The following is a 16,630-nucleotide window of genomic DNA, read 5'->3' on the forward strand; positions in this document are numbered from 1 at the left end:
TCAGTGGGCTGCCCGGAAGGCCTGGTCGACGTCGGCGGTCGCCAGGACGCCGTAGATGGATCCGTCGTCCTCCAAGAGGAGATACTCGTCGGCGGGCCGACGGCTGATCGCGACGATCAGATCCTCACCGGCGATATCCGCCGGAAGAGACAGACCCTCGCCGAGGGTGCGCGACACGCTGGAGACGGGCACCCACGGGCGACGCTCCTCGGGGGTGGCGAGCAGAACTGCTTCGCTGACCAGGCCGGACGGGCGCCCGTCTGTGGTCACGGTGACAAGCCCCCCGGCTTGGGCCTCCTGCGCGCGGCGTACCGCCTCGGCAAGAGGAAGATCGGCCGGAACTGCGAGGGTGCGGCGCGCGAGCTGCCGGCCCACCAGGCTCGGAAGCTTGCGACGCAGCCGGGCTGACGACATCGCGGCGGTCGCACCGGTCCACAAGAACATCGCCACCACGAACGCGATGAGATAGTCGGCCGGAGTCGTCGTCCAGCCGACCAGGCGCTCCTGGACGAACGGCCAGAGCATGGCGGCGACGGCGGCGAGGCGACCGCACCAGGCAGCCACCAGCGTGCCGGTGTGGGCGTTCCCGGAGACCGCCCACACGATCGACTTCATCACCCGCCCGCCATCGAGCGGCAGACCCGGCACCAGGTTGAGCAGCCCGACCAGCAGATTGGTGCCCACCAGTCCCTGCAGCGCGACCGAGATCACCCCGTCGGGAGCCACTCGGTAGACCAGGAGGCTGACGAACCCGACCACCAAGGAGGTGATCGGTCCGACGACGGCGATGAAGAACTCCTGCCGCGGCGACCTCGCCTCGCCCTCGACCGAGGTCATCCCGCCGAGGAAGTGCAAGGTGATCGCGTGCACCGGGTGGCCGTACCGGCGTGCCATCACCGCGTGGGAGACCTCGTGGAGGAGCACTGAGAGATAGAGCAGGACCGCGAACGCGAAGCCGCCGACGTACTTCCACGCGCCCAGACCAGGCTGCGCGGCCTCGATCGGAGCCGCCATCACGACCGTCAGCAAGGCGGCGATCAGGAACCAGGAGGACGTGACATAGATGTCGGCACCCGCCAGACGACCGAGGCGGATCGCACCAGGAGGGCGCGGCGCCGGCGCGTCGGGTTCCTGCTCGGGATGGGCCACATCAGGAGGCTACTGGACGAGGCACATGTCGGACCGGTCACCTAGATTGACCTTATGGCTGTCCCGGCGCCGGATCCCTCGCCAGCCGAGGCGATGTCCACCGTCGTCGACGGCGTCACCGTGTTGGGCGCACTCTCACCGAGCAGGGCGAGCGACTTCATGGCCTGCCCGCTGCTCTATCGCTTCCGCACCATTGACCGGCTGCCGGACCAACCCTCCGCCGATGCTGTCCGGGGCACGCTCGTCCACAAGGTGCTCGAAGACCTCTTCGACCTCCCGGCGCACGAACGCACCACGCCACAGGCACAAGAGATGGTGGAGCCGACGTGGCAGACGATGCTGGAGGACACCCCCGAGATTGCCGAGCTGTTCTCGGACGGCACCCTCGCGTTCGACCCATGGCTGCAGTCCTGCCGTGACGTGCTCGATCGCTACTTCACGCTGGAGGACCCCACCAGGTTGGAGCCTGCGGAGCGCGAGCTGTACGTCGAGACGGTGTTGGAGTCCAAACTCCTGCTCCGAGGGTTCGTGGACCGTCTGGACATCAACCCCGACGGCCTGGTCCGCGTCGTCGACTACAAGACCGGCCGCTCCCCCGGCCCCGGTTTCGAGGCCAAGGCACTGTTCCAGATGAAGTTCTACGCCCTGGTCATCTGGCGGACCCGCGAGGTCATCCCCGCGATGCTCCAACTCGTCTATCTCGGCAATGGAGAGCTCTTGCGCTACGTCCCCGACGAGGCGGACCTACTCGCCACCGAGCGCAAGGTGGTCGCCGTGTGGGAGGCGATTCGACGCGCCGAGGACACCGCCGACTGGCGCCCCAGCCCAGGTCCGATGTGTCAGTGGTGCTCCCACCGGGACCTCTGTCCCGCCTACGGCGGCACTCCCCCGCCCCTGCCTGCTCGCGATGTTCCTTCTTGAGCCAACACCCGACTTCGGAGGGTCGGAAGGTTGCGGTTTGGGCCCAAACCGCAGGCCCAACCCCCCGCCCTACCCCCGCAGCGACCTCAGCCAGGCGGGTGAGACGTCGGCGAAGGAGTCGGCGAAGATCCGGGAGGGAGAGCCGGGGACGGGGACCTGGTTGGGCAACACCACGACGGTGCAGCCGGCGGACTCGGCGCTCTGGGCGCCGTTGTGGGAGTCCTCGATGGCCACGCAGTGGGCGGGGTCGACTCCGAGGCGAGCGGCGGCGGTGAGGTAGGGCTCGGGGTGTGGCTTGCCCCGCTCCACGGCGTCGCCGGTGACGACTTCGCTGAAGGTGCCTTCGGGCAGGGCGCTCAGCACGGGGGCCACGAAGCGCTGGTAGGACATCGTGACGAGGCCGCACGGCGTGCCCTCCTCCACCAGCGCGCTGAGCAGCTCTAGGGCGCCTGGCCGCCACGGGACGACCCGCTCGATGCGGGTGACGACGCCGTCGAGCAGCCACTCCACGATCGCCTCGGGCGCGAGGTCGATGCCCATGTGCTTCTGGATGTAGCGGCCGGCGTCGGGCAGGTTGTTGCCGACCAGGGACAGCCCGTGCTCCTCGCTCCAGGTGCCGCCGAAGGCGGCAGCGAGCTCGAACTCGGTCTCCATCCAGTACGGCTCGCTGTCGACCAGTGTGCCGTCCATGTCCCACAGCACCGCGGCGGGCCAGTTGTCGGTCACGCGCTCAGTCCTCCGGGTCGTAGGCGAGGTAGGCGGACAGCCACCTCTCGATCTCAGGGAGGGGTACGTCGCGGCGCGCGGCGTAGTCCTCGACCTGGTCGCGGCGCAGCCGCCCGACGACGAAGTATTGCGCATCGGGGTGGCCGAAGTACCACCCCGACACGCTGGCGCCCGGCCACATCGCCATCGACTCGGTCAACTCGATCCCGGTGTGGGTGTCGGCGTCGAGGAGGTCCCATAGCTCGCGCTTGAGCGTGTGGTCCGGGCAGGCGGGATAGCCAGGAGCGGGTCGGATCCCGGCGTACCGCTCCTTGAGCAGATCCTCCGCCGACGACGACTCGTCGGGAGCGTAGCCCCACAGCTCGATCCGGACGCGTTCGTGCAGCCGCTCGGCGAACGCCTCGGCGAGCCGGTCGGCCAGGGCCTCCAGCATGATCGCCGAGTAGTCGTCGAGCTCCTCCTTGAAGGCCAGCACCCGCTCGCGGACGCCGTGGCCGGCGGTCACGGCGAACGCGCCGATGTGGTCGGGCACCCCGGAGCCGGCCGGGGCCACGAAGTCGGCCAGCGACTTGTTCGGCACACCGTCGCGGTGCTCCCCTTGCTGGCGGAGCTGCCACAACGTGGTGAGCACCTCGGTGCGGGTGTCGTCGGTGTAGACCACGACGTCGTCGCCGGCGGAGGCGGCCGGGAAGAACCCGGCAACGCCCCGTGCGGTGATCCAGCGCTCGGCGACGATGCGGTCCAGCATCTCCTGCGCGTCGTCGTACAGCTTGCGGGCCGCCTCGCCGGTGACGGGGCTGTTCAAGATGTCGGGGAACTTGCCCTTCATCTCCCAGGCGTTGAAGAAGGGCTGCCAGTCGATGTACTCCCGCAGCTCGGCCAGGTCGTAGTCGTCGAAGACGTGGACGCCGGGCCGCGCGGGGGCGGGGGGTACGGCGGACCGGTCGACCGCCGGCCGGTTGGCCCGCGCGGTGTCTAGGTCGACCATCGGCCGGTCGTGCTTGGCCGCGTGCCGGGCCCGCAGCGCGTCGTAGTCTTCGGCTACGTCGGTGAGCAGCCGGTCGCGTTGCTCGTCACTGAGCAGGGCGGCTGCCACCGGCACGGATCGGGAGGCGTCCTTCACCCAGACCACGGGACCGTGGTAGCGCGGGTCGACCTTGACCGCCGTGTGGGCGCGGCTGGTGGTGGCGCCGCCGACGAGCAGCGGGATCTCCATGCCCTGGCGCTCCATCTCGGCCGCCACGTTGACCATCTCGTCCAACGACGGGGTGATCAGTCCGCTCAGGCCGATCAGGTCCGCACCCAGTTCGCGGGCCGTGTCCAGGATCTTCTGGGCGGGCACCATCACGCCGAGGTCGACGACCCGGTAGTTGTTGCACTGGAGCACGACGCCGACGATGTTCTTGCCGATGTCGTGGACGTCGCCCTTCACCGTTGCCATCACGATCAGGCCGGAGCCGGAGTCGCTGGCGGCCTCGGGGTCGGGCTCGGCCGCCTTGCCCGCTTCGATGAAGGGGATCAGGTAGGCGACGGCCTTCTTCATCACCCGAGCCGACTTCACGACCTGGGGCAGGAACATCTTGCCCGCTCCGAAGAGATCTCCGACCACGTTCATGCCGTCCATCAAGGGGCCCTCGATGACCTCGATGGGGCGGCCGCCCTGGCGGTCGATCTCCGCGCGGAGCAGCTCGGTGTCGTCCTCGATGTGGGCGTCGATGCCCTTGACCAGCGCGTGCGTGATCCGCTCGCGCAGCGGCAGCTCGCGCCACTCGTCCTGGTCGACCTCGGCGGCTTCTCCGGAGACGTTGTGGCGCTCGGCGATCTCCAGCAGCCGCTCGGTGGCATCGGCGCGCCGGTTGAGGACGACGTCCTCGATCCGCTCGCGCAGCTCGGGGTCGACCTCGTCGTAGACCGCCAGTGCTCCGGCGTTCACGATCGCCATGTCCAGGCCGGCGCGGATGGCGTGGTAGAGGAACACCGCATGGATGGCCTCGCGGACGGGGTTGTTGCCGCGGAAGGAGAAGCTGACGTTGGAGATGCCGCCGGACACCTTGGCGCCGGGGAGGTTCTGCTTGATCCAGCGGGTCGCCTCGACGAAGTCGACGCCGTAGGTGGCGTGCTCCTCGATGCCGGTGGCGACGGCGAACACGTTCGGGTCGAAGATGATGTCCTCGACGGGGAAGCCGACCTCGTCGACGAGGATCCGGTAGGCGCGCTCGCAGACCTGGGTACGTCGCTCGAGGGAGTCGGCCTGGCCGTTCTCGTCGAAGGCCATCACCACTGCGGCGGCGCCGTATTTGCGACACAGCCGAGCGTGCTCGAGGAAGATCTCCTCGCCCTCCTTGAGGGAGATCGAGTTGACCACCGGCTTGCCCTGCAGGCACTTCAGCCCAGCCTCGAGCACCTCCCATTTTGAGGAGTCGACCATCACCGGCACCCGTGAGATGTCGGGCTCGGAGGCGATCAGCTTGAGGAAGCGGTCCATCGCCGCGACGCCGTCGATCATCCCCTCGTCCATGTTGACGTCGATGACCTGAGCGCCGCTGACGACCTGCTGGAGAGCGACCGACAGGCCGGTGTCGTAGTCGCCGTTCTTGATCAGGTTGCGGAACCGTGCCGACCCGGTGATGTTGGTGCGCTCGCCGATGTTGACGAACAGGCTGTCGGCGTCGATGTTCATCGGCTCGAGACCGGACAGCCGCATCGCTGGCTGAGGGGTGACGGGCACGCGCGGCTCGGCGGCGACAAGGGACTTCGCGAGCGCGGCGATGTGGTCCGGTGTGGTCCCGCAGCAGCCACCGACCAGGTTGACCAGGCCCGCGTGGGCGAACTCGGAGAGGACCTCGGCGAACTGGTCTGGAGTGTCGTCGTACTCCCCGAACTCGTTGGGCAGGCCGTTGTTCGGATGCGCGGACACGAAGCAGTCCGCCAGCCGGTGCAGCTCGGCCACGTAGGGTCGCAACTCGGCGGCGCCCAGCGCGCAGTTGAGGCCGACGGCCAGCGGTCGCACGTGTCGCACGGAGTTCCAGAACGCCTCGGTCACCTGGCCGGAGAGGGTTCGCCCGGAGGCGTCGGTGATGGTGCCGGAGATGATCACCGGCCAGCGTCGACCGCGCTCCTCGAACAGGGTCTCCAGGGCGAAGATGGCTGCCTTGGCGTTGAGTGTGTCGAAGATCGTCTCGACCATCAGCACGTCCGCACCGCCGTCGACCAGGCCGGCCGCCTCCTCCCGGTAGGCCCCGACCAGGTCGTCGAAGGTCACGTTGCGGGCGCCGGGGTCGTTGACGTCGGGGCTGATCGAGGCGGTCCGGTTGGTCGGGCCGAGCGCGCCGACCACGAATCGGGGGCGCTCCGGGTCGGCCTCGGACACCTCGTCGGCGACCTCGCGGGCCAGTGCCGCGGCGGCCTGGTTGAGGTCGTAGGCACGCTGCTCGAGGCCGTAGTCGGACTGCGAGATCGAGGTGGCCGTGAAGGTGTTGGTGGTGACCAGGTCCGCGCCGGCGTCGAAGTACTCCCGATGGATTCGCCGGATCAGATCCGGGCGAGTCAGGTTGAGCACGTCGGCGTCGCCGGTGAGATCGACTGCCGAGTCGGCGAACTCGGTGCCGCGGTAGTCGGCCTCGGACAGGCCCTGCTGCTGGATCAGGGTGCCCATCGCGCCGTCGAGGAGCAGGATCCGCTCGCGCAGGATCCTGGTGAGTTGATCCGTGGCGTCCGGCCGGGTCGCGCCGTGCACTCGATTCCTCCCCTCAGGGTGTCCGATCCGTGGACACTGTGTTCACATCGTGACACAGGGTTCCATGGTGACACTCCATCCCGCCCTTCACCAATCCTGACCACCTCGGCCCACCTAGACTGAGGCGGTGATCGAGTTCGACGACGTGCCCGACCTGGTGGATCCGATCGTGATCGCCGCCTTCGAGGGCTGGAACGACGCCGCTGACGCGGCCTCCGGGGTCGTCGACCATCTCATCGACGCGTGGGGTGCCCGCATCATCGGTGCCATCGACCCCGAGGAGTTCTACGACTTCCAGGTCAACCGGCCGATGGTCGGCACCGACGAGAACGGCCATCGGCGGATCACCTGGCCCACCACCCGACTCGCGATCGCGTCCCCGCCGGACCTGGACCGGGACGTGATCTTGGTGCGCGGGATCGAGCCGAACATGCGGTGGCGGCAGTTCTGCGCCGAAGTGCTGGCTGCCTGCGACGAGCTCGGCGGCACCCTGGTAGTCACCTTCGGGGCCCTCCTGGCCGACACTCCGCACACGCGTCCCATTCCGGTGAGCGGGACGGCTACCGAGCCCGACCTGGTGGACCGGCTCAGCCTGGAGCCGTCCACCTACGAAGGCCCGACCGGCGTCGTCGGTGTGTTGGCGGACGCCTGTGCGCGCCTGGACATGCCGCACGTGTCCTACTGGGCAGCGATCCCCCACTACGTCGCGCAGCCGCCCTGTCCCAAGGGCACGCTCGCCCTGGTCGGCGCCCTCGAGGAGCTGCTGGAGGCCAACCTGCCGCTCGGCGAGCTGGCCGAGGACGCTCGAGCCTGGGAGCGCGGGGTCGACGAGCTGGCCAGCGAGGACGACGAGGTGGCCGAATACGTCCGGGCGCTGGAGGAGACCCGAGACACCACCGAGCTCCCCGAGGCCTCCGGCGAGGCCATCGCCCGGGAGTTCCAGCGCTACCTGAAGCGGACGCAGAGCGAGGACTGAGTCGGGCCGGAGCCCTCTACAGGCGTACGCCGAGCGCGGCGTCGACGAGGGTGCGGATCTGACCGGGCGCTTCGGCCGACGCCGTGTCGCGCTGGCTGGCCTCGGCCCAGACGTCGATGGCCGCGACCGCGCGAGGTGCATCCAGGTCGTCGGCCAACGCCTCCAGCACCTCGCGCGTCGCGGCTTCGGCGGGGGCACCGGCAGTCGCGGAGGCAGCTGCCCGCCATCGATCCAGCCTCGCCTGCGCCTCGGTGAGCTGGGCGTCGGTCCACTCCCAGTCGCTGCGATAGTGCTCGGCGAGCAGCGCGAGGCGGATGGCCATCGGGTCGGCGCCGTCGTTGCGCAGCCGGGAGACGAAGACCAGGTTGCCGCGCGACTTCGACATCTTCTCGCCGTCGTAGCCGACCATCCCGGCGTGCACGTAGGCGCGAGCGAACGGCGCCTGCGGTCGGACCGCCTGACTGTGGGCGGCGCTCATCTCGTGATGGGGGAAGACCAGGTCGCTGCCGCCGCCCTGCACGTCGAAGGACGGGCCGAGGAACTCCAGCGCGATCGCGCTGCACTCGATGTGCCAGCCCGGCCGACCCGGGCCGAAGGGGCTCTCCCAAGACGGCTCTCCGGGCCGCTCACCGCGCCACAGCAGCGCGTCCAGCGGATCCCGCTTGCCCGGTCGGTCCGGATCGCCGCCGCGCTCGGGGAAGACGTGCAGCATCTCCTCACGGAGCATGCCGGACACCTCACCGAACGACGCATCCGACGCGACGGAGTAGTAGACGTCGTCGTCGACTCGATAGGTCGCCCCGGCAGCAGCGAGCTGCTCGATCTCCGCGATCACCAAGGGCAGCGACTCCGTCACGCCGACGTACTCATCGGGCGGGAGCACCCGAAGCGCCGCCATGTCTTGACGAAACAGCTCGGTCTCCCGCTCGGCGAGCTCCCGCCAGTCGATGCCGTCGCGAGTGGCCCGCTCCAGCAGCGGGTCGTCGACGTCGGTGACGTTCTGCACATAGCGCACCGAGTGGCCAGCCGCCCGCCAGGCGCGGTTGAGCAGGTCGAAGGCGACATAGGTTGCCGCGTGGCCGAGGTGGGTGGCGTCGTAGGGCGTGATGCCGCAGACGTAGAGCCGCGCCGCGTCCTCCGGAGCGGTCGCGACCACGCTGTGGGAGGCCGAGTCGAAGAGCCGGACCGGCGGCCCGGTGACCGGGAGCCGCGGGACGTCAGGGGCTGGCCAGGACCGCATGACCGGCAGCCTATCGAGCGCCTGGTCGGTCAGAACGGCGGCCACGGGATGGCGGGCCAGTCCCCGTCTGGCGCGGGGAAGGCAGCCACCTCGAGCAGCCGGTCCGTACGACGGGTGAGGGTGTCCAGGGCGGGCCGATCGAGCAACTCGCCGAGCTCCGCCGCGAGCCAACCGTCGAGGGCGGCCCGGACCCGGCGTACGCCGTCGAGCTCGGACTCGTCGAGAGGCTCGCCGAGCCACCCCCACAACACCGTGCGCAGCTTCGGCTCCACATGGAAGGTGACGCCGTGGTCCACGCCGTAGCGGTGTCCGTCCGCCATCGCCAGCACATGGCCGCCCTTCCGATCGGCGTTGTTCACCAAGACGTCGAAGACGGCCATCCGGCGGAGGGCGGCCGAGTCCTCGTGGACCAGCGCGACCGGTCGATCATGCTGATCCACACCGTCGAAGACATGCAGCCACCCGGCCGGAACCTCGCCCTCGGCGACGACGTCGACAGCCACCTGGTCGTCGTCCGTCTCTTGCCACACCTGCACCATGCCCTCCCCGTGCGGGCCGTGGCGCAGAAAGGTGAGCGGAACGATCCGCCAGCCGAGCGCCTCCGAGACCAGCCAGGCCGCCACCTCCCGGTCGGCGAGGTCGCGGGCGGGAAAGTCCCACAGCGGGCGCTCGCCGGCCCGAGGCTTGTAGACCACGTCGGTGCCGCCGATGTCACCGAGGAAGGTCGCGTTGGAGGCCGGCATGATCCGTCCGTGCAGGGTCAACTCGCCTTCCAGCAACTCACGCGGCAGCGGCGGTGGGCCGCCGCCGATGACCTCTCCGGTCACGGCTCGCGGCGGCGAAAGCCGTTGGCGCGGACACACAGGTGGCCCTCCGGCGACACCGGCATCCCACAGAAGGGGCAGCTCGGCCGACCAGCCTCGATGACCTGGACCGCGCGCCTGACGAAGGCCCGCGCGGCGCCCGCCGAGACGCGGACCAGGAAGACCTCCTCGGGCTCCGGCTCCACCGGGTCGCCGTCGTCGTCGAGCTCGATCTCCTCCGACCCCACCAGCGGGAACACCTCGATGACGATCCGCTCGTCGTCGGGATCCCACGACAGCGTCATCGTGCCGGCGCGGAACTCCTCCTCGATCGGCTGATCCAGGGGCGCGGGGTCCTCACTGCCCTCGGGGGCGACGGCAGGGATGACGGCGGTGATGTCGGGGTCGGCGAGCAGGGTGTCGAGCAACTGGTCGATCCGCTCCGCGAGCACGGCGACCTGTTGCTTCTCGAGCGCCACGCTGGTCAACCTGGCGTCCCGCCTGGCCTGCAGGAAGAAGGTGCGCGCCCCGGGCTCTCCGACGGTCCCGACGACGAAGCGGTCGGGCGGGTCGAATCCGTGGACGACAGGCATGTTCGTCAGCCTATGCCGCCAGCCCCATACCGCTAGCCCTGTGCCGCTAGCCCTGTGCCGCCGGCCCCGCGCCACCCCCGACCGTGGCCCCCCGGCCAGAGCGCTTGGGCCGGTGGCCCAGCCAGCCGAGGTCGCCCTCTTGGGTGTTGACGCCGAGCACCATCGGGCGGTCGGCGCCGTAGGCGACCAGCGAGACGGAGGCCGGGTCCACCTGGATGCGCTGGAACAGGTCGAGGTGGAGACCGAGCGCGTCCGCCAGGATCGCCTTGATCAGGTCGCCGTGGCTGACGGCCGCCCAGACCGTGTGGGCGCCGTGCTCCTCGGTCACGGCGGCGTCGAGACGTCGTACGGCGGCCACCGCTCGCGTCGCCATCCCCGCCAGCGTCTCTCCGTCGGGGAATCCGGCCGCTGCGGGATGTTGCTGGACGGTCCGCCAGAGCTTCTCCTTGGCCAGCTCGCGCAGGGGACGCCCCTCCCAGGCGCCGTAGTCGCACTCGGTCAGCCCCCGCTCGGTGCGCACAGACAGCGGCGGCTGGTGGGCCGTTGCGATCGCCGTCGCAGTCTCTCGACAGCGCAGCAACGGGCTGGAGACCAGTGCGGCCAGGGGAACGTCTCGGAGCCGGGACGCCACTCGCGTTGCCTGCTCATGGCCCAGATCGTCGAGATGGACTCCCCCGGTCCGGCCGGCCAGCACCCCCGCCGTGTTGGCCGTGCTCCTGCCGTGCCGGACTAGGATGAGTGTTGCCATGGTGCCCGACTCTACGAGGGCTAGCCTTCACTCGTGATCGTGGACAGCGCGGTGTACCGCAACGGCATCCGAGTCCCCCTCGACTGCAAGGCGGAGGATCTGCACGAGATCCGAGCCGGGATCACCGAGCCCGGTGACTTCGTCTGGGTGGGGCTGCGTGAGCCGAACGAGGCCGAGATCGAAGATGTGGCCGTGGCCTTTCGACTGCATCCCCTGGCCGTCGAGGACGCGGTGTCGGCCCACCAGCGACCCAAGCTCGAGCACTACGAGGGTTCGCTGTTCATCACGTTGAAGACGCTGTGGTACGTCGACGAGCACGACGCCGTGGAGACCGGCGAGATCAACATCTTCCTCGGTCCCGACTTCATCGTCACAGTCCGGCATGGTGACGGCGCCAACCTCCACGACGCCAGATTGCGTCTCGAGGAGCGCCCTTCAGTGCTGGCACTCGGCCCGGGTGCCGCGCTCTACGCCATCACCGATCTGATCGTCGACGAGTACGAAGTGGTCGCCGCGGCCCTCGAGGACGACGTGGACGAGATCGAGGCCTCGGTGTTCTCCGAGCGCCGGACGAGTGACTCGGCCAGGATCTACACCCTCAAGCGCGAGATCGCCGAAGTGCGCCGCGCGGTCCTGCCGCTCCGAGACCCGATGCGCCGCTTCTCCGTCGGCCAGGTCCCGGGAGTCCCCAGCGACGCGTCGTACTACTTCCGCGACGTGGCCGACCACCTGATCCGAGTCTCGGAGACCATCGACTCCCTCGACGTGCTGCTGTCGGCAGCCTTCGAAGCCAATCTGGCCGGCATCTCGGTCCAGCAGAACGAGGACATGCGCCGGATCTCCGCCGGAGTCGCACTCGTCGTCGTACCCACCCTGATCGCCGGGATCTACGGCATGAACTTCCACTACATGCCCGAGCTCGACTGGGTCTGGGGCTACCCCATGGCACTCGGTCTGATGCTGCTCAGCGTGACCGGGTTGTGGGTCTTCTTCAAGCGCTCCGGATGGCTGTGACCGTTGCGGTTTGGGCCCAAACGGCAACAATCCGGCCCGAATCTCTGCCGTTTGGGCCCAAACCGCATCACGTCGCCGAGATAACCCCCGCCGCCAACAACGCCAGCACCCCACCGCCGAGGAGCACCCGGTAGGGCACGAACCAGGTGATGGGGTGGTGGGCGACGAAGCGCAGCAGCCAGGCGATGGCGGCGTAGGCGACCACGAAGCTGACCACGGTGCCGACGATCGTCGGGCCGATGCCGATGTGGCTGCCGATGACGTCCTTGAGCTCGAAGAGTCCGGCGGCGGTGAGGGCGGGGATGGACAAGAAGAAGCTCAGCCTGGTCGCGGTCACTCGGTCCAGGCCACGCAGCAGGCCCACGGAGATGGTGGCCCCCGAGCGGGAGACGCCGGGGATCAGCGCGATGCACTGGGCCAGCCCGACCATCAGGCAGTCGCGGAGGGTCAGGTCTCGCTCGCCGCGCGCCTGGGTGGCCTTCCGCTCTGCCCACCACATCACCACGCTCCAGCCGACCAGCGCGCCGCCGACCCACCACAGTGAGCGCAGCGGTCCGGAGATGACGTCGCGGGCCAGGAAGCCGATGGCCATGATCGGCAGGGTGCCGACGATCACGAACCAGCCGAAGCGGTGGTCGAAGGAGCCGCGATACTCCGCGTGCACCAGACCCTTCACCCATGCGGAGGCGATCCGCCAGATGTCGCTGAAGAAGTAGAGCAGCACGGCCGCGATCGCACCCATCTGGATCACAGCGGTGTACGCCGTGATGGCGGGGTCGTCGACCGGCAGACCGAGGATCTTCTCGGTCAGGGTCAGATGACCGGTGCTCGACACGGGAAGGAACTCGGTGAGCCCCTCGACGATCCCGAGGATCACCGCCTCCAGGTAGCTCAACCGTGCGCCCCTTCCGTCGGCCTCCCACGGTGGGCGCCGTCGACCAGCGTAGAGGGGTGGGCCAGCGCTGCAGGGAGGCGCCCCGCGGCCTTCGCTCGGTCAGATCACCCGGTCTACTAGTCTCACCCCATGCAGCAGCGCTCTCTCGGCCGGACGGGCCTGAAGGTCTCCCGACTGGGGCTGGGCACGATGACCTGGGGGCAGGACACCGACGAGCACGAGGCACGTGACCAGCTGGTGGCGTTCGTCGAGGCCGGTGGGACGCTCCTCGACACGGCCGCCAGCTATGCCGACGGCGCGTCGGAGCGACTGATCGGCTCGCTGCTGGGCTCGGTGGTGGCACGCGAGGATGTCGTCCTCGCGACCAAGGCGGGGATCACCCGGCGCTCCGGTCACCGCACCGTCGACGTGTCACGGCGAGCGTTGCTGCGGGATCTGGATGCCTCGCTGCGGCATCTCGACGTGGATTATGTGGATCTCTGGCAGGTCCACACCTGGGCCGACGACACGCCGCTGGAGGAGACGCTGGCTGCTCTGGACACCGCGGTGGCCACCGGTCGGACGGCGTACGTCGGCATCTCCAACTACTCCGGCTGGCAGTCCGCCCAAGCCGCGACCTGGCAGCGCGCCGTCCCCGGCCGGGCGCCGTTGGCTTCCACCCAGGTGGAGTATTCCCTCCTCAACCGCCGCATCGAGGCGGAGGTCGTCGGCGCCGCGGAGGCGCTCGGGCTCGGGGTGCTGCCGTGGTCTCCGCTGGGCCGCGGTGTGCTGACCGGCAAGTACCGCGCCGGTACGCCGTCAGACTCGCGGGCCGCCTCACCGGCGTTCGAGGGATTCGTCGCCCCCTACCTGGACGAGCGCAGCGCACGGATCGTCGAGGCCGTCGCCCGGGCGGCCGACGGCCTGGACTGGACCCCCCTCCAGGTCGCGCTCGTCTGGGTGCGGGACCGTCGCGGGGTGACCGCGCCCATCGTCGGCGCCCGCACCGCCGCCCAGCTCGCGGCCGCGCTCTCCACCGAGGAGCTCGCCCTCCCGGGGGAGCTGGCCGAGGCCCTCGACGACGTCTCGAGGGCCTGACCCGATGGCCCCCCGCGTCGAGCGCCGACCGCCCGGTCGCGGGGTGGAGTGGGAGTACTGCCGGCTGACCATTCCTCGTGAGTTCTCCCGCAACTACGTCACCCGGCTCCTCGTCGAGCGTGCCGAGCACGAGGGATGGGAAGCTCGACCGCCTGCGGGTGACCCCCGACGGGACCCGTCGGGTGGTGCTGCGCCGCAAGATCATCCGGCAGCTGCGCGCCGACCTGCTGCCCGCACTCCCCCGCGTCTGACCGCCGTCACACGTCCTCGAGCAGCCGGTCCAGCACGCTCGCGCCGAACTCGAGGGCATCGGTCGGGACGCGCTCGTCGACGCCGTGGAAGAGCGCTGTGAAGTCCAGGTCCGCGGGCAACCGGAGCGGAGTGAAGCCGTAGGTGCGCAGCCCGAGCCGGCCGAAGTACTTCGCGTCGGTGCCACCGCTCATGAGGTACGGCGCCACCAGGGCGTCCGGGTCCTCCGCCAGCACGGAGCGGGTCATCGCGTCGACCAGCGCGCCGTCGTAGGGCATCTCCCACGGTGGCTGCTTGGTCAGCACCTCGACCTCCACCTGCTCCCCGCACAGCTCGGCGAGAGTGTCGAAGAACTCGTCTTCGAAGCCCGGGAGGAAGCGGCCATCCACATGCGCGGTGGCCTCGGTCGGGATGACGTTCACCTTGTAGCCGGCGTTCAGCATGGTCGGGTTGGTGGTGTTGCGCAGGACCGCGCCGAGCATCCGCGCGGCGCCGCCGAACTCCTCGACGAGGGCTTCGGCGTTGTCCGGCGTCGCCTCGACACCGGCCAGTTCACCGACGCCGGCGAGCAGCACCTGCATGGTGGGGGTGAGCCGCACCGGCCACTGATGGGTGCCGATGCGTGCCACCGCCTGCGCCAGCGCCGTGACGGCGTTGTCGGGGTTGATCATCGAGCCGTGTCCGGCGCGGCCGCGGGCGCTGAGCCGCATCCACGACATCCCCTTCTCGGCGCTCTCGACGAGGTACATCCGGCGTCCGCGCACGTCGACGCTGAAGCCGCCCACCTCGCCGATCGCCTCGGTGCAGCCGTCGAACAGCTCGGGGCGTTGCTCGACCAGGGGTAGCGCGCCGTACGACCCACCCGCCTCCTCGTCAGCAGTGAAGCAGAGGACCAGCGGCCGACTGGGCACGACTCCGGCCCGTGCCCGGGCTCGCACCACCGACAGCACCATGGCGTCGAAGTCCTTCATGTCGACTGCACCGCGACCCCAGACGTATCCGTCGACCACCTCGCCGGAGAACGGATGCACCTGCCAGTCCGTGGCCTCCGCGGGCACCACGTCGAGGTGGCCGTGCACCAGCAGCGCGTCGTCTCGGCGACCGTCGCCGCCCCACCGGGCGATCAGCTGCGTGCGGCCCGGGAAGAGCTCGACGACTTCGACCGCGATGCCGACCTCGTCCAGCAGCCCGGCGACGTGCTCGGCCGCCTTCCGCTCCCCCGGTCCCTCTCGGTCACCGGCGTTCGTAGTGTCGATCCTGATCAGGTCGCTGCACAGCCCCACGACCTCGGCAGCGGGGTCGTACGGCGGTCGCGCGGGCTGGTCCGACATGCCCCCATCCTGACACCACCCAGGGACACCTCGGCGTCGCGCCGCGATGTCAGGAAACGCCCCCGCCTTTGCTAGAGTCGCGGTCGCACTCGTCCGGGTGGCGGAATTGGCAGACGCGCTAGCTTGAGGTGCTAGTGCCCTATTAACGGGCGTGGGGGTTCAAGTCCCCCCTCGGACACCGCGTGGAATCGGTCAGAAGTCGGCGCTTGGTACAACCGGTCGCGCCGTTCTCCGGTTCACGGCATCGAAGCCGCGTGGCGCCTCCCGCCCACTGGCAGCGGAGACCGGTGTGCCAATCCTTCAGTTCACAGACCGTCCACAAACCCCAGAACAGCTCGGTTGAACTCCTCGGGCTCCTCCCAGAACGGTGAATGTCCGCTGTCCTCGAAGATGTGAGTGTGTGTCTGCGGAATCTGGCGTTCCAGTGCCTCCCAGACGGGAGTGGGATAGATCTGGCTCTTGCGGCCGTGCGCCAACAGCACCGGGACGTCGATTTCAGGCAACAGCGGCCGCCAGTCCTGGTTGGAGAAGGATACCCACAAGGACATCGCGATGAGGTCAGGCACCATGAGAGATTGTTCTGCCCACCAAGCCAAGTCCTCCGGGGACTGCGTGCTTCCGGCGGCGAACATGGCCGGGATCAACGTCGTCCCGAGGGTCTCTCGATCGGCGATCATCTGTGCCTGCACCTCCAGTGATGACCGAGGTGTGAGATTGCCGAACACTCCGTGCTCCCAGTCATCCTCTGCGAACAGGTAGGGCGTCATATCAATGTCGACGATCCCCGCGAGACGCTCGGTCCCGTATTGGGCGAGGTAGTTGTAGACGGTCGCCATCCCCATGGACCAGCCCGCCAGCACTCCCTCTCGGACGTCGATCTCGGCAAGAACCGTCTCCACGTCGCGCCCGACCTGAGGCATGGTCAGGTGGATCAAGTCCTTGCCGGAGAGCCCGTGCCCGCGGGAGTCGATCGTGATCACCTGGTGATTCTCGGCGAGCGCGGCAATGTTCTTGTCGAAGAACCGCCCGTTCATGGTCCACCCATGCACGAGCACGATCGGTCGGCCAGCGCCGACCGCCGTGTAGTGGAGGAGGACACCGTCGGAAGCTCGTACGAAGGGCATGTTCGTCTCCTTTTAGCTGAGTCTGGGCTCCGCCCATGGACAACATGT

15 protein-coding genes and 1 tRNA gene are annotated in these 16,630 nt (G+C 69.3%); 6 read left to right on the plus strand and 10 right to left on the minus strand.

What is annotated here, in order from left to right; translation table 11 throughout:
• Positions 1 to 1,149 (minus strand): site-2 protease family protein, encoded by a 1,149-nt coding sequence (locus tag QM714_RS04305; protein ID WP_415097930.1) that lies wholly within the window; start codon positions 1,147 to 1,149, stop codon positions 1 to 3.
• Positions 1,150 to 1,203: 54 nt separating this feature from the next.
• On the opposite strand from QM714_RS04305, the gene QM714_RS04310 reads away from it, so the two are divergent.
• Entirely contained in the window at positions 1,204 to 2,070 is an 867-nt protein-coding gene (locus QM714_RS04310) for a PD-(D/E)XK nuclease family protein (RefSeq protein WP_415097932.1), read from the plus strand.
• Between the two features lie 69 nt (positions 2,071 to 2,139).
• Here the strand turns inward: QM714_RS04310 and QM714_RS04315 are convergent, their stop codons facing one another.
• Together QM714_RS04315 and metH are read right to left on the minus strand one after the other, a co-directional pair.
• Positions 2,140 to 2,796 (minus strand): HAD family hydrolase, encoded by a 657-nt coding sequence (locus QM714_RS04315; RefSeq protein ID WP_415097934.1) that lies wholly within the window; start codon positions 2,794 to 2,796, stop codon positions 2,140 to 2,142.
• A gap of 4 nt (positions 2,797 to 2,800) precedes the next feature.
• The gene (metH, locus tag QM714_RS04320; RefSeq protein ID WP_415097936.1) at positions 2,801 to 6,532 is read right to left on the minus strand and encodes a methionine synthase; all 3,732 of its coding nucleotides are present in this window, start codon (positions 6,530 to 6,532) and stop codon (positions 2,801 to 2,803) included.
• A 127-nt stretch (positions 6,533 to 6,659) separates the two neighbouring features.
• Here metH and QM714_RS04325 point away from each other — a divergent pair, with 127 nt between their 5' ends.
• On the plus strand, positions 6,660 to 7,508 hold the full coding sequence (locus tag QM714_RS04325; RefSeq protein WP_415097938.1) for a PAC2 family protein: 849 nt from the start codon (positions 6,660 to 6,662) through the stop codon (positions 7,506 to 7,508).
• 16 nt (positions 7,509 to 7,524) lie between these two features.
• Here QM714_RS04325 and mshC read toward each other — a convergent pair whose 3' ends face one another.
• The 4 genes from mshC to QM714_RS04345 all read right to left on the minus strand — a co-directional run bounded on the left by mshC (position 7,525) and on the right by QM714_RS04345 (position 10,892).
• Entirely contained in the window at positions 7,525 to 8,748 is a 1,224-nt protein-coding gene (gene mshC / locus QM714_RS04330) for a cysteine--1-D-myo-inosityl 2-amino-2-deoxy-alpha-D-glucopyranoside ligase (protein ID WP_415097940.1), read from the minus strand.
• Between the two features lie 29 nt (positions 8,749 to 8,777).
• The gene (locus QM714_RS04335) at positions 8,778 to 9,491 is read right to left on the minus strand and encodes an SCO1664 family protein (protein ID WP_415100967.1); all 714 of its coding nucleotides are present in this window, start codon (positions 9,489 to 9,491) and stop codon (positions 8,778 to 8,780) included.
• Positions 9,492 to 9,571: 80 nt separating this feature from the next.
• The gene (locus QM714_RS04340) at positions 9,572 to 10,144 is read right to left on the minus strand and encodes a DUF3090 domain-containing protein (protein ID WP_415097942.1); all 573 of its coding nucleotides are present in this window, start codon (positions 10,142 to 10,144) and stop codon (positions 9,572 to 9,574) included.
• Positions 10,145 to 10,190: 46 nt separating this feature from the next.
• Complete coding sequence (locus tag QM714_RS04345) at positions 10,191 to 10,892, minus strand: MSMEG_4193 family putative phosphomutase (RefSeq protein ID WP_415097944.1); 702 nt, start codon at positions 10,890 to 10,892, stop codon at positions 10,191 to 10,193.
• 33 nt (positions 10,893 to 10,925) lie between these two features.
• On the opposite strand from QM714_RS04345, the gene corA reads away from it, so the two are divergent.
• Positions 10,926 to 11,906 (plus strand): magnesium/cobalt transporter CorA, encoded by a 981-nt coding sequence (gene corA / locus QM714_RS04350; protein WP_415097946.1) that lies wholly within the window; start codon positions 10,926 to 10,928, stop codon positions 11,904 to 11,906.
• A 67-nt stretch (positions 11,907 to 11,973) separates the two neighbouring features.
• Here the strand turns inward: corA and QM714_RS04355 are convergent, their stop codons facing one another.
• The gene (locus tag QM714_RS04355) at positions 11,974 to 12,801 is read right to left on the minus strand and encodes an undecaprenyl-diphosphate phosphatase (protein ID WP_415097948.1); all 828 of its coding nucleotides are present in this window, start codon (positions 12,799 to 12,801) and stop codon (positions 11,974 to 11,976) included.
• A 129-nt stretch (positions 12,802 to 12,930) separates the two neighbouring features.
• Between QM714_RS04355 and QM714_RS04360 the strand changes: the two genes are divergently transcribed.
• The gene (locus QM714_RS04360; RefSeq protein WP_415097950.1) at positions 12,931 to 13,878 is read left to right on the plus strand and encodes an aldo/keto reductase; all 948 of its coding nucleotides are present in this window, start codon (positions 12,931 to 12,933) and stop codon (positions 13,876 to 13,878) included.
• 4 nt (positions 13,879 to 13,882) lie between these two features.
• Positions 13,883 to 14,230 (plus strand): DUF5703 family protein, encoded by a 348-nt coding sequence (locus QM714_RS04365; protein WP_415097952.1) that lies wholly within the window; start codon positions 13,883 to 13,885, stop codon positions 14,228 to 14,230.
• Here QM714_RS04365 and QM714_RS04370 read toward each other — a convergent pair.
• Positions 14,136 to 15,458 (minus strand): M20/M25/M40 family metallo-hydrolase, encoded by a 1,323-nt coding sequence (locus QM714_RS04370; RefSeq protein WP_415097954.1) that lies wholly within the window; start codon positions 15,456 to 15,458, stop codon positions 14,136 to 14,138. The genes QM714_RS04365 and QM714_RS04370 overlap by 95 nt on opposite strands.
• A gap of 91 nt (positions 15,459 to 15,549) precedes the next feature.
• Between QM714_RS04370 and QM714_RS04375 the strand changes: the two genes are divergently transcribed.
• Positions 15,550 to 15,636 (plus strand) — tRNA-Leu (locus QM714_RS04375).
• Positions 15,637 to 15,763: 127 nt separating this feature from the next.
• Here the strand turns inward: QM714_RS04375 and QM714_RS04380 are convergent.
• Positions 15,764 to 16,582, minus strand: coding sequence for an alpha/beta fold hydrolase (locus QM714_RS04380; protein WP_415097956.1), 819 nt, complete (start codon positions 16,580 to 16,582; stop codon positions 15,764 to 15,766).
• Between the last annotated feature and the right edge of the window lie 48 nt (positions 16,583 to 16,630).

Origin of the sequence: Nocardioides sp. (assembly GCF_047602075.1) — a bacterium.
Taxonomy (GTDB): Bacteria; Actinomycetota; Actinomycetes; order Propionibacteriales; family Nocardioidaceae; genus Nocardioides.